Origin of the sequence: Rhizobium album, from assembly GCF_003122325.1 — a bacterium.
GTDB classification, from domain to species: Bacteria; Pseudomonadota; Alphaproteobacteria; order Rhizobiales; family Rhizobiaceae; genus Metarhizobium; species Metarhizobium album.
Window position 1 is genome coordinate 40,534 of record NZ_QFBC01000019.1, and the last position, 17,559, is coordinate 58,092.

General features: G+C 58.8%; 15 protein-coding genes and 1 pseudogene. 7 read left to right on the forward strand and 9 right to left on the reverse strand.

Features of this window, described 5'->3' with window-relative positions:
- Position 1 precedes the first annotated feature (1 nt).
- Positions 2 to 771, reverse strand: a pseudogene (gene xth, locus DEM27_RS27975) (exodeoxyribonuclease III).
- A gap of 5 nt (positions 772 to 776) precedes the next feature.
- Positions 777 to 959, reverse strand: a complete 183-nt coding sequence (locus DEM27_RS27980; protein WP_109461544.1) for a hypothetical protein — start codon at positions 957 to 959, stop codon at positions 777 to 779.
- Between the two features lie 198 nt (positions 960 to 1,157).
- Here DEM27_RS27980 and ku (DEM27_RS27985) point away from each other — a divergent pair, with 198 nt between their 5' ends.
- The 3 genes from ku (DEM27_RS27985) to ligD (DEM27_RS27995) are packed head-to-tail and all read left to right on the forward strand — an operon-like array spanning position 1,158 to position 3,925.
- Entirely contained in the window at positions 1,158 to 2,054 is an 897-nt protein-coding gene (gene ku, locus DEM27_RS27985; RefSeq protein WP_109461545.1) for a non-homologous end joining protein Ku, read from the forward strand.
- 15 nt (positions 2,055 to 2,069) lie between these two features.
- The gene (gene ku / locus DEM27_RS27990; RefSeq protein ID WP_109461546.1) at positions 2,070 to 2,882 is read left to right on the forward strand and encodes a non-homologous end joining protein Ku; all 813 of its coding nucleotides are present in this window, start codon (positions 2,070 to 2,072) and stop codon (positions 2,880 to 2,882) included.
- Positions 2,879 to 3,925, forward strand: coding sequence for a non-homologous end-joining DNA ligase (gene ligD / locus DEM27_RS27995; RefSeq protein WP_109461547.1), 1,047 nt, complete (start codon positions 2,879 to 2,881; stop codon positions 3,923 to 3,925). The genes ku (DEM27_RS27990) and ligD (DEM27_RS27995) overlap by 4 nt, the downstream gene beginning before the upstream one ends.
- A 137-nt stretch (positions 3,926 to 4,062) precedes the next feature.
- On the opposite strand, the gene DEM27_RS28000 is transcribed toward ligD (DEM27_RS27995), so the two are convergent.
- From DEM27_RS28000 to DEM27_RS28015, 4 genes are read right to left on the reverse strand one after another with little or no spacing between them, the layout of a single operon-like run.
- A complete protein-coding gene (locus tag DEM27_RS28000) occupies positions 4,063 to 4,572 on the reverse strand; it encodes a DUF4334 domain-containing protein (protein ID WP_109461548.1) in 510 nt (169 codons plus the stop codon).
- Positions 4,550 to 5,449, reverse strand: coding sequence for a hypothetical protein (locus DEM27_RS28005; RefSeq protein WP_109461549.1), 900 nt, complete (start codon positions 5,447 to 5,449; stop codon positions 4,550 to 4,552). Before DEM27_RS28005 ends, DEM27_RS28000 begins: the two co-directional genes overlap by 23 nt.
- Positions 5,450 to 5,463: 14 nt before the next feature.
- The gene (gene ligD / locus DEM27_RS28010; protein WP_109461550.1) at positions 5,464 to 8,100 is read right to left on the reverse strand and encodes a DNA ligase D; all 2,637 of its coding nucleotides are present in this window, start codon (positions 8,098 to 8,100) and stop codon (positions 5,464 to 5,466) included.
- Positions 8,101 to 8,144: 44 nt separating this feature from the next.
- Positions 8,145 to 8,438 (reverse strand): hypothetical protein, encoded by a 294-nt coding sequence (locus tag DEM27_RS28015; protein WP_109461551.1) that lies wholly within the window; start codon positions 8,436 to 8,438, stop codon positions 8,145 to 8,147.
- 210 nt (positions 8,439 to 8,648) lie between these two features.
- On the opposite strand from DEM27_RS28015, the gene DEM27_RS28020 reads away from it, so the two are divergent.
- From DEM27_RS28020 to DEM27_RS28030, 3 genes are all read left to right on the forward strand, one after another.
- Complete coding sequence (locus tag DEM27_RS28020) at positions 8,649 to 9,125, forward strand: DUF3833 family protein (RefSeq protein WP_165823645.1); 477 nt, start codon at positions 8,649 to 8,651, stop codon at positions 9,123 to 9,125.
- Positions 9,126 to 9,214: 89 nt separating this feature from the next.
- Positions 9,215 to 9,664 (forward strand): DUF2383 domain-containing protein, encoded by a 450-nt coding sequence (locus tag DEM27_RS28025; protein WP_109461553.1) that lies wholly within the window; start codon positions 9,215 to 9,217, stop codon positions 9,662 to 9,664.
- A 298-nt stretch (positions 9,665 to 9,962) separates the two neighbouring features.
- Entirely contained in the window at positions 9,963 to 10,616 is a 654-nt protein-coding gene (locus DEM27_RS28030; protein WP_109461554.1) for an alpha/beta hydrolase, read from the forward strand.
- 146 nt (positions 10,617 to 10,762) lie between these two features.
- Here the strand turns inward: DEM27_RS28030 and DEM27_RS28035 are convergent, their stop codons facing one another.
- The 3 genes from DEM27_RS28035 to DEM27_RS28045 form a co-directional block, all read right to left on the reverse strand.
- On the reverse strand, positions 10,763 to 14,314 hold the full coding sequence (locus DEM27_RS28035; protein WP_165823647.1) for a PAS domain-containing protein: 3,552 nt from the start codon (positions 14,312 to 14,314) through the stop codon (positions 10,763 to 10,765).
- A gap of 79 nt (positions 14,315 to 14,393) precedes the next feature.
- On the reverse strand, positions 14,394 to 14,762 hold the full coding sequence (locus tag DEM27_RS28040) for a response regulator (protein ID WP_109461556.1): 369 nt from the start codon (positions 14,760 to 14,762) through the stop codon (positions 14,394 to 14,396).
- Positions 14,762 to 16,144, reverse strand: a complete 1,383-nt coding sequence (locus tag DEM27_RS28045; RefSeq protein WP_109461557.1) for a sensor histidine kinase — start codon at positions 16,142 to 16,144, stop codon at positions 14,762 to 14,764. Before DEM27_RS28045 ends, DEM27_RS28040 begins: the two co-directional genes overlap by 1 nt.
- 208 nt (positions 16,145 to 16,352) lie before the next feature.
- Here DEM27_RS28045 and DEM27_RS28050 point away from each other — a divergent pair, with 208 nt between their 5' ends.
- Positions 16,353 to 17,546: a sensor histidine kinase gene (locus tag DEM27_RS28050; protein ID WP_109461558.1), complete on the forward strand. Its 1,194-nt coding sequence runs from the start codon at positions 16,353 to 16,355 to the stop codon at positions 17,544 to 17,546.
- Positions 17,547 to 17,559 lie beyond the last annotated feature (13 nt).

Sequence of the window (17,559 nt, forward strand, 5' to 3'; positions counted from 1 at the left end):
TTCAATCCACTTCGATCCACGCGGGCGCATGATCGCTGGTTTTTGGCAGGGCGCGAACCCAACGATCGACACCGGCCGATTTCAGGTTGGTCGCCAGCGATGGGCTGAGAAGAAAATGGTCGATGCGCAGGCCGGCATCTCGCTCGAACGAATTGCGCCAGTATTCCAGAACGTGTAGATCCGCTCGTCTGGATAGAGCGTGCGAATGGCGTCCGCCCACCCCTGTTTAAGCATTGCGGCATAGGCGCGGCGGACCTCCGGTCGGAATAGCGCGTCATCGCGCCAGCGCTCTGGTTTATAGACGTCGAGATCAGTCGGCATGACATTGAAATCACCGATCAGCGCTACGGGTACCTCAAGGTCGAGCAATTCCTGAGCGTATTTTTGGAGACGCTTGAACCAACGGAGCTTGTAGTCGAATTTTGGCCCCGGCGCCGGGTTGCCGTTCGGAAGATAGAGGCATCCGACGATGATGCCATCGACTGCCGCTTCGATGTAACGACCCTGATCATCATCTGCGTCGCCAGGCAGGACACGGCGCGTCTCGATCGGATCTGCATCGCGCGCCAAGATCGCGACCCCATTCCAGCTTTTCTGCCCACGCCAGATCGCGCCATAGCCAGCTTTCTCGATCGCCCGTCGCGGGAACTTTTCATCCGGCGCCTTGAGTTCCTGCAGGCAGACGACATCTGGGGCGGCTTCCTCCAGCCATTGCGAGAGGATGTCGAGCCGCCCATTGATGCCGTTGATGTTGTAGGTCGCGAGCTTCAAAACGGTCAGTGCTTGGCGTGGTGATCACCTCTATCGCCTTCACCGGGCTTCGCTTCGTTCTTGGCCTTGTGGCGCTTGTCGGCGGAGAGGGATTTGCCAACATCGACGCTTTCCTTGAACTTGCCATCCTCGTCACGGCGGACATAGCGTTTATCGGTTCCAGTATCGATCAGTTCGCGCTTGTTCATGGCTTTCTCCTTATGGGTGTAGCGATGAGAAAACGCACCGGGAGACCAAAAGATGCATGGAATCATCAGGCTAGTGCAGACTCGCATAACGGGCACAGAAACTACGCTTAAGTCTTTGAAATCAGATTCATTTCGACTCGGAACGATTCGCCGGGTGATTCGGTTGAATCGCCATGGTTGCGTAGGAGTTCGAGCGTCATGGTGTCACCGCGGGCGAATTGGAAAGGCTATATCAAGTTTGGAGAAGTCTCCTGTCCGGTGGCGCTTTACACCGCCGCGTCGTCGTCGGAGCGCATCGCCTTCAACACGCTCAATCGGAAGACAGGCAATCGCGTGAAGCGCGAGTTTGTCGATAGCGAGACTGGCGATGCCGTGGAACGTGACGACCAGGTGAAGGGCTACGAAGTCGAAAACGGTCAATACGTCATTTTGGAGCCCAACGAGGTGGCCGCGGCCATCCCCGACAGCGACAAGACGCTGAGGGTTGACGCCTTTATCCCATGCTCCCAGATCGATACGACATACTTCGACAAGCCGTACTATCTGGCGCCAGACAAGATGGGCAAGGAAGCCTTCGTTCTGCTTCGCGATGGCATGAAGCAGGCGAAGGTGGCAGCCATCGCCCGGACCGTTCTGTTTCGCCGCCTGCGCACCGTTCTCATCCGTGCGCACGGCAAAGGCCTGATCGCGTCGACGCTCAACTTCGATTACGAGGTTCGATCGTCGAAGGACGCCTTCGACGAGATGCCCCACCTGAAGATCGAGGGCGAGATGCTGGACCTGGCCGAGCATATCATCGGCACCAAAAAAGGCAGTTTCGATGCCAGCAAGTTCGACGACCGTTATGAGGCGGCTGTAGCCGAACTCGTGAAGGCCAAGATCGAGGGTCGGCCGCTGCCAAGGAAAAAGGCACCGGCCGCGTCGAAGCCGAGCGATCTTCTTCAGGCACTGCGCGAGAGCGCGGGAATGGGCACAAAGCCAGCCCGGCCGAAGCGCCCGGCTGCGAGTGCCAACCGCGGCACATCACGCAAGGCAGCATCGAAAACTGCAAGCAAGACCAAGCAATCGTCCGCGCCATCACGTCGCGCCGGTTAAAGGGGAGATACGTTCATGGCCGTTCGCCCTTACTGGAAAGGCTACCTCAAGCTTTCGCTCGTCACATGCCCGGTGCAGATGATGCCTGCGACATCGGAAAGCGAAAAGGTTCGTTTCCACACGCTTAACCGCCAAACACAGAACCGCGTCGTCAGCCACTATGTCGATTCCGTCACCGGGAAAGAGGTGAAGGAAGATGACGAAGTGAAAGGCTACCAGCGCGGCGAAGACGACTACATCATGCTGGAAGACGACGAACTCGAGAATGTCGCACTCGACAGCACCAAAACGATCGACATCTCTACGTTCACACCGCGCGACAGCATCGAATGGATCTGGCTCGACACACCTTACTACCTCTCCCCCAACGATCCCGTCGGCCAAGAGGCCTTTTCGGTCATCCGTGACGCGATGGAAGCGCAGAAAATGGTGGGCATATCCAGGCTAGTGATCTCTCGTCGCGAGCGCGCCATCATGCTGGAGCCACGCGACAAGGGTATCGTACTCTGGACGCTGCGCTATGGCGATGAGGTACGCGATGAAAACAGCTACTTCGAGGGCGTTGGCGACGAAAAGGCGGATTCAGACATGATGCCGCTGGTTCAGCAGTTGATCAAAAAGCAAACGAAGAACTGGTCGCCGAAGATGGTCGTCGATCCTGTCCACGACCATCTGCTGGACCTGATCGAGACCAAGAAGAAGGCCCTGAAGAAGCCCAGCCGGAGCAAATCGAAGGAACCGTCCTCAAAGCCCGGCCCGAGCAATGTGATCAACATCATGGATGCGCTGAAGAAGTCGGTCGCGGCCGAGACTCGGTCCAGCAAGTGAGCCGCCGCGCCAAGCCCCTCCTGCAGGATGACCAGGTCGCTAAATCAAAGCCGCGCAAACCGCGTGATCCCGCACAGCCAAACCTGCCGTTCGATCCCATGCCGGATCGCGTCGAGCCTTGCCTTGCAACGCTGAAGCCGTCTCCCCCTGTCGGAGATGATTGGGCATTCGAGGTGAAATGGGACGGTTACCGGCTGGCGGTCCACATCGAACCCAAGGGGGTGCGCCTGATCACGCGGGGCGGCCATGACTGGACGAACCGCTTTCCCAGGATTGCCGAGGCGGCGAAAAAACTCGGCGTTGGCACGGCGATCCTCGACGGCGAGGCTGTCGTACTAAACGACCAAGGCACGTCAGACTTTGGCGCTTTACAGCGATCGCTCGGAGGTCGCGGCGGCAAGCGCGCGTCTTCGGAAGCGGTTTTGTTCGCCTTCGACCTTCTCTATTTCGACGGGCATGATCTAACGGGTACCGAGCTATCGGTCCGCCGGCATTTGCTGGAAGACCTGCTCGACGGGGAAGTTGGAGCAATCCAGCTTTCCGAGGAAGTTAGCGGTGACGGCCACGACCTTCTCGGCAATGCCTGTTCACTTGGCCTCGAAGGGATCATCGCGAAGCACCGTGACCGACCGTACCGCTCCGGGCGAAGCGGCGACTGGCTGAAAATCAAGTGCGTCCAGAGCGAGAGTTTCATGATCGTCGGTTACGAGCAATCGTCTGCCGCGCGGGGCGGACTGGGCAGCCTGCTTCTTGCCGCTCGCAAACGGGACGACTGGGTCTCGGTCGGGTCCGTTGGCACAGGGTTTAGCGCCAAGGATGCCGCCTGTCTCCGCAAAACCCTCGATGAGCTAACGACGAAGAGACCTGTTGTCCCGCTTAAAGGCAAAAATCTTGTTTTTGCCCAGCCCACACTCATTGCCGAGATTGAGTTCAGAGGCTGGACTGCGGACGGCAACCTTCGACATGCGTCGTTCAAAGGGCTGCGAGACGTTCAGGACAATGCCGCCGTCTTCGAACTGACGGACAGAGCCATTCCCAAATGAACAGGGCGCTCAACCCTTGCGGGGAGCGCCCTGTCGACCCGGACGACCGTGCGATGCAGGAAACCTGCGCGGCAGGCGATCATCAAAACGGGTGATAGTCGATAGATGGTTGGCGCAAGCCCGTTTCGCAAGTGTCGTCAACGATCCTCCTTCACACGTTCAAGCTCGAAGAAAAATCGGCGATCATCACCCTTGATGACCATCATTCCCATCACCGTGTCCGCGTCGATCCGGCGGAAATAGTCCGCGATCGGGTTATGATCATAGACCATCGCGGCGCTTGAAACGCCTTCGAACGGCAAGAGCCTTAGCGTCGCAACAGGCCCCTGCGCAGTCAAGCGCCGTTGAAGATATGAGAACAGATTGCGCGCCGCACGTGTTCTGCCGAAGCGATGGAAGCGAAGAGCCAATCCCACGGGTACGAGCGACGGATTGATAGCGATCAGCCGTCGCTCACCCGATTTGAACAGTAGGGCATCGGCTCGCAGGTCCGGAGCAAAGCGTTTACCGAACCATCCGAGGTTCTCGAGGACGCCATCGAAAGGATGCCCGGTCGCAATACCACGTCCTTTCCAAAGGCCGACAAGTTCGACGGGCGCGATCGCCTGCAGATGCCTGAACTCCTCAAATACTGTCTGTTGGTTCATCCGAAGACGCCCCCTCCAATCGGCGTTGGCGGGACTTTTCCCGTGATCTAGCCTTACGTCGAGCTATGCACAATTCGTCTAGCGTCGGCTGCCACCAGCCGCGCTGGCGCTCCTCTGCCGTCGGGTCAGACTTGGCGGGCCATGTCGTAACAAGCTCCTCAAGTGTGCCGACACGCCACGAGACCCAGGGGTAGTCGCTGCCAGCGGTGGGTGAGAAATAAAAGGATTCGATCGTCTCGGCTTCAGCCAACTCCCCATCAAGTGCAGCAAAGACGACGATGCCGATTGAGGTCGAAATCGCCCGGTCGAAAGGCGGTACTTGGTCGGAAGGAACGGGATAGCGCTTGCGGCGCCGCTCCCGGCTCCGTGCTTTGGCGAGCTCTTCCTCTTGCGTTCCGCGGATTGCTTCCCGTCGTTCTTTCCTAGCCTCCGGCTCGCTTCTTGCGGCGATCGCCTCGATAACCGGCCACCGGCTGCGAAGATCCTCGTAAGACCGATACGGCACGCTCCACAGACGACGATCTGCATCCCAGCGGGCGTCCCGGATCTCGCGGATTTCCGACACGAGCGTCCTGGAATAGGGCGTTCGGATGAGAAGAGCGGCGCTTCCAGCCTCAAGATATCGGCTTTCGATCGGATCAAAGGCGAAGGCGTCACGACCCTTATCGTCAGCAAATGCATCGGCCTCAGCCTCGATCTCCGCCGGCCAACGGCCGATACGCCTCTGGGCGGTGCGGCCTGGCACAAACCAGGCCTTCCGGCTTTCGCTCCAGCGGGCGCGCGGGAAGGCCTCGCGAAACCGCTCGACGGTCATCCGATCATGCGGAAGGTCCATGGTCGCGCCGACAGGGGTTTCTTTTTCGCTTCGCTCGCCCATTCGTTTTCCGCTGCTCACGCAGCCTTTCGTGCCTTTCCAAGCCGCTTGATCGCCTGCTCCAGCGGGCGCTGTCCATCGCAATAGTCTTGCCAGGCGGATGATTTCGCAAGCAGTGAAGGCACGGTTCTGACCGTGAAGCGCTTGGGGTCGAGATCGGTCTTCACCTGCGTCCAGGTGAGCGGCATGGAGACCGTCGCGCCTGGACGAGCGCGCGGCGACAGTGGCGCCACCGCTGTCGCCATGCGATCGTTGCGCAAGTAGTCGAGGAAAATGCGGCCGTTGCGCAGACTTTTTGTCATCTTGATCAGATAGCGGTCAGGATCCTCCGCAGCCATCTGTTGACAGACGTCATGGGCAAAGCCCTTGGCCTGGTCCCAGGACAACGGCTTCCTCTTGTTCACAGCGAGCGGCGTCACGACGTGCAGCCCCTTGCCGCCGGTCGTCTTGCAAAAACTGATGAGGCCAAGTTCGTCGAGGCGGTCCCGCATCTCGCGCGCGGCTTCCACCACCGCCGAAAATGGCACGTCCGGCCCAGGATCGAGGTCGAACACAAGTCGGCCAGGCACCTCGGGCTGTCCCGGCTCGCAATTCCACGGATGGAGCTCAAGGCCACCAATTTGAGCGATGGCGATAAGCCCCTCGATGCGGTCGACCTGCAGGTAAGGTTTTTTGTCGCCAAAGACCTTCACCAGTTCGAGCAGGTTCGACGTCCCCGGCATGGCGTGGCGCTGGAAAAATTGCTCGCCCCCTATCCCGTCCGGCGCCCGAATGATGGAACAGGGGCGGCCTTTGACGTGGTCGATGAGCCAGGCACCGACGGCTTCATGATAGTGAGCGAGGTCTTCCTTCGTGACGGGTTCACTGTCGCCGGCATCAGGCCAGAGAGGCTTGTCCGGACTAGAAATCATCACACCCATGACCTCAGCCTTAGCCCCTTTGCGGCGGGTCGGCCTTTCGGCGACCTTTGCCGGCTGAGGCGTATCGGCCTTTGCAGGCGATACCGGCTTTTCCGCTTCGACCTCTTCGGCCGGCTTATCCTCGCGCAGACCCTTGAACGCCGCCTGTCGCACCTGACCGTCGGCTGTCCAGCCCGCAAACTCGATCTCGGCGACCAACTCCGGTTTCAGCCAGACAATGTCAGCGCTCTTCTTTGGCGCACCAATGCCCGTGAACGGCGACTTGGATGCTTCATGCTCCTGCAGTTTTGGCAGCAGCTTCTCGACGACCTTGGCGCCGTAGCCTGTGCCGACCCGACCGACATAAACGAAGTGGTTGCCGCGATTAACGCCGACGAGCAGAGACCGGAATTTTCCATTGGTCTTAGCGTAGGCGCCGATGATAACCTCGTGGCCCGCCCGGCACTTCGATTTTGCCCAGGTGTCCGTACGGCCAGACTGGTAAGGTGCGTCGGCTTCTTTCGAGACGATCCCTTCAAGGGAGAGGCGACAGGCCGACCTCAGGACTGCATCGCCGCCGGTCTCGAAATGCTCGACAAATCGAAGCCGCGGATCGTCGCCCGAGTCTGACAGCAGTGTCTGCAGGCGGTCCTTCCGCTCGGTCAAGGGTAGATCGCGAAGATCATCCTCGCCGGAAAACAGCAGGTCGAAGGCGAAGAAGACGAGGTCGTCGGTCTTCTGTTCCGAGAGGGCGGCCTGAAGCGCGGCGAAGTCTGGCGCACCGTTTTCGTCTAGCGCGCAGATTTCGCCATCAATGATGCTGTCCGGAAGTTCGGACGCCGAAGCGGCGATCGCTGGCCACTTGGCAGTCCAGTCGAGGCCCTTGCGGGTCTTAAGTGTCACTTCACCATCCTCGACACGCATCTGGATGCGGTATCCGTCGAACTTGATCTCATGAACCCACCCACCCGCAGCAGGCGGGCGGTCAAGGCTCTCACATAGCTGCGGTGGAATGAAGTCGGGCATGCCAGAGGTCTTAGGCTTTGTTTTCGGCTTCAGATTCTTGCCAGCCCTGCGCTCCTCATCTGCAAGGCCCTCGTTACTGTCCCAGACCGCGTCGGCTTCGATCGCTGGGGCGCTCAACATGAATGGCTTCGGCTTGCGCCCCTTCCCGGAAGCGATCGCGTCCATCTCCCGTCCGGAAGCGACGGATGTCAGATTATCGTCCAGGATCGCGGCGCCATTTTCCTCAACGGAAAATTCGTCGTGATGCTTGATCAGCAGCCAGTTTGTGCGCTTGCCACCGTTGCGATCATGGCGCATGCGCACCAGGACAAAACTGCCATGCAGCCGATCGCCCTCCAGCGTGAACTTGAAGTCGCCTTTGGCCAGAGCTTCCTCCGGCGTTTTGGATCCTTCGGGTTTCCAATAACCTCTATCCCAGAGCATGACAGTGCCGCCGCCATACTGTCCTTTCGGGATCGTACCTTCGAAGTCACCATAGTCGAGGGGGTGATCCTCCACCTCGACCGCCAATCGCTTGTCGTGCGGGTCGAGCGACGGCCCCTTTGTGACCGCCCACGATTTGAACACTCCATCCAACTCGAGGCGAAGATCGTAATGCAGCCGCGTCGCATCGTGCTTTTGAATTACAAAGCGACGTCTGTTCGAGGATTTGACCGAAACCTCACCACTCGGTTCCTTCGTTTTCTTAAAGTCCCGTTTCTGACGATACTTGGAAAGTTTGTCGGTCATGTCGAACAACCCTCACGCAAAATAGATGTCCCGGCTGCGTCGGATCATTTTCCCGAAACCCGGATTGCACCTGAATCGGTTAGACTCTTTAGGACGTCCTGCATCTTGCTTGCAGCGATATCAGCGGATACCTCGATCACGCCTTCATGCGTCGCATCGCTGCGTGCAACATCGCCGCGAGATGAATGTGTGCCGGTGGTGTTCTGATCGGACGCCGACTGGATAAAAATGTCGGGGCGGGAAATCCCGTGCTGCTGGACCAGATGCTCGACGGCGAGATCCGCCGCCTCACGTGTGTCGAACATGGCCCGGATGGTCGCCGTGCTGTCGTCTGCCATTGCTTCCCTCCTCCGTTTCAAGGAGGCAAACGCTGGTGGAGGCCGGTAGTTTCCTCGAAGAGACAACATGAGCGTAAATGCTGCCAAATGAGACTCGCTGATTAAGCCGAGGTACTGATTTATTATCTTGCCCAGACGGTGGGATGCATGGAACCTGGAAGCAAGGCGACGGTTCGGTTGAAGGCGTATCTCAACTGTGGAGGAAGCCTCGTGAACATTGAAGACTTCGCCGACCAGCGCCCGCTTTTTATTCTTGAAAAATTCTTCTCCGGCGCGCTCCGTGGATGGGGCGTAACGCTTAGCCGTATGGGTAACCTTCAGAACCGATTCACGATCGAGGCCGACGGACGCTACGACGCATCGGCGAACACGCTGTCGCTGAAGGAAACTTACCTCTTCGAGGACGGTCATCGCGACATCCTCACGTGGACGATCATCAACCGTGGGGATGGGCGTTACGAGGGGCGCGAGACGCTGGTCGACGGAACAGCCGACGGCAGGCAGGACGGCAATGCTTTCCAATGGAAGTATCATCGGGAGGTCCCCGCAGCCGACGGTTCCAAAACGAAATTCGGCTTCAACGACTGGTTCTTCCTCCATGACGAGAACCATATGACAGCTCACGCCTCGCTGACGAAACTCGGCATCGAGTTCGCCACCATCCAGGCCTTCTACGAACGGTGCTGAACAACGTCGGGCTGTCACCTTACAAGAATTCGGGAACTTATCATCGCTGCCTCGGTTTGCGACCTGCCAATTCAAACGAGGAGAAACCAATGGTCACCATGGTCGGCAATGAATCCAAGATCGAAGAGCTCGTCACGAACCTCATTTATCTCGAGCACGATGCAATCGCCGCGTATGAATCAGTCATCGAACGTCTCGACGACAAGCAGCTCAGCGCGCAGGTCGCCACATTCCGTGACGACCATCTCCAGCATCTCCAAGTCCTCAAGGAAATGGCGCGCGAGATCGGCACGGAGGCGCCGACCGAAGGTGACATGAAGCAGATGCTGACCACGGGCAAGATCGCCCTGGCCGACCTGTTCGGCGATGCCGCCATCCTGAAGGCGATGAAGACCAACGAAGACGATACCGTTACGGCTTACGAGCGGGCTTCCCGGCACGAGGACGCGATACCGGAATCGAAAGCCTTCTTCCTGAAGGCTTTGCACGACGAGCAGCGTCATCGCGAGTGGTTCGAGACGACAGCAAAGGCCCTTTGATCTTGAAATCGAGCAATCGAGTCCGCATCTAAGGCTCACACCCCGATTGATAGCCGCCTGCTGCGACGATACCGTCGCGCGTTCGTGGCTGTCCGGGTCTGAAGGGCGCTCCCCTCGAGTGGGTTGAGCGCCCTTCGCGTGTCCAGCCGAATGACAAAATCTGCCGCCCGTTGCGGCCTTTTCAAGGACAGCAAGTTGAAGCAGAGCTCAGGGAATTTCCTTAAATCCGCCATTGCACTCTTTCTGGCAATGACATCGCTGTCCCATCCTATGGAGGCAATGGCGTCGGAACGCGCTGATGTTTCCGCTGGCCGCCGTTAGCGATGCTGATGTGGATGGCGGGTCGGTGGAGACCCGGCAATCCCGGCGTCTGGTGATATTCTTCCATGGCATACGCGGGCGCGGTTCGGTCATGGCTGCGATCGGCGAGTCATGGAAAGCGACGTTGCGCGAGACAGAATTTGTGTCTCCAGACGCGCCTTTTGCACATCGGTCTGGCGGACGGCAATGGTTCACCGTCGATGATCAGGTCCTCCGTCCGGATCGCATCCGGGCGGCGCGTCGTGCTTTCGACGAGTTGGTCAGCGATATAATCGAACGTGAAGGTTTCCAGAACGACTTGCAGCACGTCGCATTTGTCGGCGTCTCACAGGGTGCTATTGTGGCACTCGACGCGGTCACCTCAGGACGCTGGAAAATTGGCGCCGTCGTGAGTTTTGCTGGCCTCATGCCGCTACCTCCGGCATCATCGTCATCCGACACATCCGTCATGCTCATACATGGGGGAGCCGATAGGACCATACCATCGTCGGCATCCGTGACGGCCAGCGGACAGCTCAAATCCGCTGGTTTTGACGTCACGCTCAAAATCTTCCCAAATGTCGGTCACACGATCTCGTCAGAGCAGGCAAAGGACGCAGCTCGGTTCCTAAAGCAGCGGCTGGACGGCTGACTGGGGCGGACGCTCACTCCGATACTCATGTGCGCCGCTCCGACCTCGTTCGGCGCACGCACCGTCCCCTCATGCAACCGATCGCAACGTCTACCGGAAGCGACCACCGCAGGTGGGCTCGCTGTTGGGTGTAGCTATCGACGGATTTATTCATCTTGCAGTCTGGTAACAGCGTCCAACGCGGTTTTTACATCATCCAGCCCATGCGGTTTTCTGAGTAGAGCCGTTCTCGCGTTATCTTCCAGGTCCGGTGCAATGTTCTGCCCGGTGGAGAACACGATCCCTATCTGCGGCCACCGACGGCGAACCTCGCGCGAAAACTCCTCGCCCGACATTCCTGGCAGACCGAGATCGGTAACAAGAATGTCGACGTCACCTGTCTCCAGCAGTGGCAGAGCCTCCTCCGCCGAGCCTGCTTCGAGGACCTCGTACCCGAGATCCCCGACCATGTCTGCGTCAGACATACGGATGAGAGCGTTATCTTCTACGAGGAGCACGCGGAGGAACGAAGCTCCGACTTGAAACGGTGAGTCATTAGAGTTGTCAGCGCGATCCGGCTTCGGCTCGCCCCTCGCCGACTGAACGACTTGCTGTTCGTTGTTGAGCACGTGGCGAATTTTTCGTGCCAGCGCCTCTCGTGTGTAGGGCTTGGATAGAAGCTGGACACCGGGATCGAGCCTGCCCCCATGCACGATCGAGTTTTCTGTGTAGCCCGATGTAAACAGGATGGCGATGTGAGGGAGCCGCTCTTTCGCTTTGCGAGCAAGCTCGGCACTTTTCAAAGGGCCGGGCATCACGACATCGGTGAACAGCAGGTCGATTGGCATACCACTCTCCAAAATGCTGAGCGCAGCGCTGGCGTCGGGCGCCTTGAGGACGCGATAGCCCAGTTCTTGCAGCATCTCGACGACGGTTGCCCGCACACCCTCGTCATCCTCAGCGACGAGGATGGTCTCGGGGCCGCCTTCAATGGGGCCATCAAGGGTCACGACCTCAAGATCTTCCTGCCCCATTGAGCGAGGCAGATACATTTTGATGGTCGTGCCGTGGCCCACCTCGCTGTAGATCTTGACGTGGCCGCCGGTCTGTTTGACGAAGCCATAGACCATGGAAAGGCCAAGACCGGTCCCTTTCCCTTCCGGCTTTGTCGAAAAGAAGGGCTCGAAGACCTTTTCGATCAGGTCAGGGGACATGCCTGTGCCTGTGTCGGTGACCGCCAACACAACATACTGCCCCGGTTGCACGTCCTGGTGCAGCCTCGCATAGGCATCGTCGATATAGCCGTTTCCGACTTCGATTGTCAGCTTGCCGAAACCGTCCATCGCGTCGCGAGCATTAATTGCGAGGTTGAGGATCGCGTTCTCGATCTGCATCGGGTCGACGAGCGTGTTCCAAAGCCCGCCCGAAACGATGGTCTCGACCTCGACGCCCTCTCCGATCGTCCGGCGCAACATTTCGTCCATACCCCGCACGAGGCGGCCGATGTTGAGAACGCGGGGATCCAAAGCTTGTCGACGCCCGAAGGCCAGCAGTTGCGACGCGAGCTTCGAACCACGGTCGACGCCAGCCAACGCATTTCCGATCCGGCGCTGCGCCTGGTCGTTGCCTGAAACGTCTTTGGCCAAAAGCTGCAGGTTGCCGGCGACGACCTGAAGAAGGTTGTTGAAGTCGTGAGCGACACCGCCCGTGAGGTTTCCGATGGCCTCCATCTTCTGCGCCTGCTGGAGTGCCGTTTCCGTTCTTTTCAACGCCAGCGCCGCTTCGCGTTCTTCGGTAACGTCACGCCCGACGGCATGGATGAATGCGTCATCAGGCACTGCTGTCCAGGAAATTGTTCGATAGCTGCCGTCCCTTGCCTGGTACCGGTTCTCGAAGAGGAAAGTCGTCACGCCCTGCCCGAGCTTACCCACTTCGTCGAGCGTGGACTGCCTGTCGTCCGGGTGAACCAGGTCCATGAAGGAGCGTCCGATCAACTCATCGTCCGCCCAGCCAAATACCGATTTCCAAGCCGGATTGACCGCAGTTATCCTTGCGGAGAAGTCCGCGACAAGCATGATATCGGTCGACAGCCGCCACATGCGGTCGCGGTCGGCGGTTCGCTCCGCCACGCGTCGCTCGAGCGTCTCGTTCATCTCCTGTAGTGCCTGTTCCGCCTTTCGGCGCGCGGTGACATCCTGACAGATGACCGCAATCTGGCGCCGGCTCGGCGGCTCAACACGGAAGGCACCGACATCGAGGATGCGCTTGGTCTCGTCAAATGCGAGTTCAAGCCGCCGCGGTACCCCTGTCTCCAAGACAGTGCGATAGAACTCGACCCATTTATCGGCCTCCTGCGGAAAGGCCTCGCGAACTGTTTTCCCGATGATGTCAGGCACACCAGACTGCCGCTTGTAAGCATCATTATATTCGAGATGGACGTAGTCACTCAGCGGTCCGTTGGGACCGTCGAGAAATTCGATCATGCAAAGGCCCTCGTCCAGAGAGGCAAACAGACTGCGATAGCGCAGTTCACTCTCCCGAAGGGCGGCTTCCGCTTCCTGCACGCGGGTAAGATCGAGCATTGCGCCGATCATGCGAATTGCGGTGCCCTTCTCATTCCGAATGATATGTCCGCGATCCAGCACGGGCGCATAGGTCCCGTCGACACGGCGGAAGCGATATTCGCCGCTCCAGTCCGCATTGGATCCGTCGATCGCCGCATGGATGGATTGGTCGATCCGGACCCGGTCGTCCGGGTGGATGTGCTCGATCCACCACTCCCCTGTCGGCTTCACATCCTCGATGGCATGACCGTATGCCTTCGACAGTGCCTCGTTCCACAGCACAAAGTTCGTGGAGAAATCCCAGTCCCAAATCGCGTCGTTGGTAGCCCGGCTCGCCAGACGATAGCGCTCCTCGGTCTCCCTGTGCGCCATCTCTTCCAGCCGCGCCTGCGTCACATCGCGGACTGTCCCGATAAAACGGAGCGCTGTTCCATTCTCGAAAAACGTCCGGCCTTTTGCCGCGACCCAGCGGACAACACCGTCCACGACGCCGACCGTACGGTAGGCGACGTCATAATCTCCGTCGCCCTCAACGCTGACTGCTGCCTTGACGGCAGCATCAATCTCGTCCCGGTCATCCGGATGCAAACCGCTCAGGAACGTGTCGTAGGAGACTGGAGCCCCGACCGGAAGCCCGAACAGCTCGCGACACCTGTCATCCCATTCAAGGATGTCATGGACGAGATCATAGTCAAACGTCCCTACTCCGGTCGCTTCCAGAGCAAGCGCGAGCTTCTCCTGCGTTTTCCGCAGATTATCCTCTGCGACCCTTCTAGACGTTACGTCACGGGCGATACCGATAAATCTGACAGGACTGCCGCTCGCATCCCGCTCGAATTCACCCTTTCGGGCGATCCAGCGGATTTCCCCGTTGTCTTGCCTGCGAACACGATATTCTACCTCGGTCGCGGCGTTCCCATCTCTGCGCGTTCCTGGGTGCGACACGATCGCTTCGTCGTCGGCGAGAACAACTGCTTCGAAATCGGTTGCCGGTCTTACAGCGACGTGGGAAAAGCCGTAGAGTTTCGAGAACTCCGGTGTGGCGGTGACGAGATCATTCGTGATGTCGATCGAAAAGCTTCCGACTCCGCCCGCCGCTTGAGCCGCGCTGAGCCTTTCGACTATCTGCTGGTGCATGTCTTTGGTCGTGGTCACTGAGTATCTCTGGCGTGGGAAATCGATCAGTCGGGAATAAAGCCCATCGGCTGGTTCAGCAAGGAGGATCGGTGACGCATCAGGCTGCCAACGCATTCAGCGATGACAGGACCTCTCGTTCAGAATAGGGCTTGCCGACAAAGCCAACCGGATTCCATTGTTGTGCCCGCGCGCGCGCCACCTCATCCAAATTGCCGGACACGAACAAAGACGGGATATTCCAGCGCGTTCGAAGAGCGCCGGCGGTTTCGACGCCGTTGGAGCCGCGGGCTAGATTGACGTCCATAATCGCCACATCAATCTGCCCCCCGGCTTTCTCGGCGAGCGCGATAGCCTGATCCATGTCGGTCGCTTGCCCCACGACCATGAAGCCGGCGTCAAGCAACATATCCTCAAGGTCAAGAGCAAGGAGCATTTCGTCTTCGACGATCATCACGCGCAACGGCATCAGAACTCCGCCTTTGGGAACAGCAAAACAGCGTGGTACGTGCCGCCTTCATGGCTCTCCTCGAAACTGCCCCTGATCTGGGCAGCCATTGTTGCAATCAGCTTTACACTCAGTTCGCCGAGAGGCTTCGACGCAGGTCGCCCATCGACTTCGAAACGAAGCTCCAACTGCCCGTCCGTTGGCTCCTGAAGAAAAATACGAACCTGTCGGCCCGTTGCCTGGATCCAGTGAGCCAGAAGCTCATTGACGATAACCGACAGCGGAATGGCCCGCTCAGGCGGCAGCTCGATAGGAGCGACCTCCACTCGTAACCTATCAGCCATATCGTCGCCGACAATATCGAGGCACAGTTTTCGCAGATGGTTGGCCATATCGACGGTCAACACGTTTCCCGTGCGATACAGCCGTTCGTGAACCGATACAATCGCCCGGACCCTGGAGATGGCTTCTTCAAAGGCGCCGACCGTTACCGGGAAATGAAGGCGACGTGCTTGCAGTCGCAGGGTACTGATAACGAGCTGCAGACTGTTTTTTACCCGGTGATTGACTTCAGCAAGCAATAATTCCTGCTGCCTCAACGCATTCTCAAGCTCAGTCTCCCGCTCGCGATCGGCCGTCACATCCATGAGAACGCCTATCATCCTGACCCTGCCACTGGACGTGCGCAATATCTCGCCACGCGATGCAACGTGCCTGATCCCACCACTCGGAAGGGAAATGCGATAATCAAAGTTCATGGCTGTCTGGTCGGGGCAGTCCATTGCGCCATGCATCGCCGCCTTGACGGTACTCAAATCATCCGTATGGATCCGGGCGAAAAAGGGTGCTGCGACTGCACCTGCCTCGCCGATCCTAAACCCGAACAGCTCGTCGACCGCGTGGCTTCTGCGCCAGATGTCCGTGTCGGGCTCGTATTCCCAGGATGCAAGATCGGCAGCGTGCAGAGCAACCCGCAGCCGGGCGTCTGCTTCGCGACTGCGCAGCACGCTCTCCGTCACATCCATGGGATTTTGGATGATGAACGCGACCTTTCCGTCATCGCCAGGGACAGGTGTGTGGATCGGCGTCCAGAACTTCTGCGAAAACCCGCCACCGAGGCGGGGAATATCGTACTGAATGACAGCCATCTCATGCGGCTTGCCGGTCGCCAGGACGTGACGCAAGGAAACCTCCAGAGGACCTTGCTCAACGGTGCCCGCCTCTTCCGGATTTTCCGGGAACGCTTCGAGGATGTGGCGGCCCACGATATCCTCGCGGGTTCGCGAGGTCACCGCGAGATAGCTGTCGCTTGCGGCGACGATGTGAAGATTGGGATCGAGTACCAGATAAGGCTGCGGCATCCCGCTGAGGATGGCGGCGAAATTGACGGCTGTGTTCGGCATTCAGTCTCGCATTCCTGCATTTTCCCTTGGTCTTCGGAGCAGGATACGAGATACCGGTTTTCCGAAACGCCATTTTTCTGTCATTTAGGGCGGCTGGACAGGCTCGACAAGAATATGCGCGCTCGCTAATGAGCCTGATCCGCCGATGAGTGAACTTTCGTGCGCCGTAATTGTTTCCATCGGATGTAGCAAATAAAAGGCTTTCGCATTGCCCGAACTCGATATCCATGAGGAAGCCTCTCCTCATCCAGACGTAAAACCCCTCCACGAAGAGCTCTCGTACAGGCTTCGCCAGCAGCGCATTGCGGCCGACTTCGGGTACCTGGCCCTCAAAACGGAGGATTTGGGTGAACTGCTTCAGGAAGCGGCCAGGTTGTCGGCTGTCGGCCTCAACGCGACGCATGCCAAATATCTACAGCACCTGGGGCATGGAGCGGGATTCTTAGTCACCGCTGGTGTCGGATGGAAGCCGGGCGTGGTGGGAGAGGCGAAGGTTGGGGATGATCTGGAAAGCCCGGCGGGATATGCCTTTCATACCGAAAAGGCCGTGATCTCGAACCACCTCGCCAACGAGGAGCGTTTCAGAACACCGACCCTGCTGGTTGAACACGGCATTAAACGGGCTTTGAATGTGATCATCCGCAGCGAAAGCAAGAGCTATGGGGTGCTTGAGGTGGACAGCCCCGGTGAAGGTCGTTTCGATGAAGAAGATGTCGCCTTCATGGAGAGTTTTGCCTCGATCCTCGGCGTCGCGATGCAGCGAGAAGAGCGCGACATGAAGTTGCGCGAAGCGGTGCGGCACCAGGAAGTCCTCACGCAGGAAGCGAGCCACCGTGTCAAGAATTCCTTGAGCATCGTGGCAGGCCTCCTGTCGATGCAGGCGCGTTCCGCTGACAACGAGGACGTATCCCGCGCGCTGCGGGATGCCGGCCATCGGGTGCAGACCGTCGCAGCCGTGCACGACAGGCTCTGGCGGCACAACGATGTGCGCTCGGTCGACCTCAGCAGTTTCCTATCCGAACTGTGCGATCAGTTGGGCGCCGCTGGCACGGGTGCGGCCATTCACTGTCGGGGCGAAACGGTCAAAATCAATACTGACCAGGCTGTCACGATCGGACTGCTTGTCAATGAGCTGGTGACCAACGCCATCAAATACGCTTTTGCTGACCACGCTGGCGAGGTGAACGTGCAGGTCGCTTCGACGAAAGACGGTCACCTCAGGCTCTCGGTGCAGGACAACGGCGCAGGGCTCCCCGAGACGTTCGATCCGAACGGAAAAAACGGTCTGGGCGTGAAGCTCATAAGGTCTCTTAGCAAACAGCTCGGTGGAGTGCCGGCATGGGAAACGCTCGATCCCGGGACCCGTTTCGCACTCGACTTTGTTCCCGTTAAGCCGCAATAGCGGCGAAGCTCAG

What these genes read in the sequence shown, in the direction of transcription:
- DEM27_RS27980 (WP_109461544.1), bottom strand. Translation starts at nt 959, where the DNA reads ATGAACAAGCGCGAACTGATCGATACTGGAACCGATAAACGCTATGTC.
- ku (WP_109461545.1), top strand. Translation starts at nt 1,158, where the DNA reads ATGGTGTCACCGCGGGCGAATTGGAAAGGCTATATCAAGTTTGGAGAA.
- ku (WP_109461546.1), top strand. Translation starts at nt 2,070, where the DNA reads ATGGCCGTTCGCCCTTACTGGAAAGGCTACCTCAAGCTTTCGCTCGTC.
- DEM27_RS28000 (WP_109461548.1), bottom strand. Translation starts at nt 4,572, where the DNA reads ATGAACCAACAGACAGTATTTGAGGAGTTCAGGCATCTGCAGGCGATC.
- DEM27_RS28005 (WP_109461549.1), bottom strand. Translation starts at nt 5,449, where the DNA reads ATGGGCGAGCGAAGCGAAAAAGAAACCCCTGTCGGCGCGACCATGGAC.
- ligD (WP_109461550.1), bottom strand. Translation starts at nt 8,100, where the DNA reads ATGACCGACAAACTTTCCAAGTATCGTCAGAAACGGGACTTTAAGAAA.
- DEM27_RS28015 (WP_109461551.1), bottom strand. Translation starts at nt 8,438, where the DNA reads ATGGCAGACGACAGCACGGCGACCATCCGGGCCATGTTCGACACACGT.
- DEM27_RS28025 (WP_109461553.1), top strand. Translation starts at nt 9,215, where the DNA reads ATGGTCACCATGGTCGGCAATGAATCCAAGATCGAAGAGCTCGTCACG.
- DEM27_RS28030 (WP_109461554.1), top strand. Translation starts at nt 9,963, where the DNA reads ATGTTTCCGCTGGCCGCCGTTAGCGATGCTGATGTGGATGGCGGGTCG.
- DEM27_RS28040 (WP_109461556.1), bottom strand. Translation starts at nt 14,762, where the DNA reads ATGCCGTTGCGCGTGATGATCGTCGAAGACGAAATGCTCCTTGCTCTT.
- DEM27_RS28045 (WP_109461557.1), bottom strand. Translation starts at nt 16,144, where the DNA reads ATGCCGAACACAGCCGTCAATTTCGCCGCCATCCTCAGCGGGATGCCG.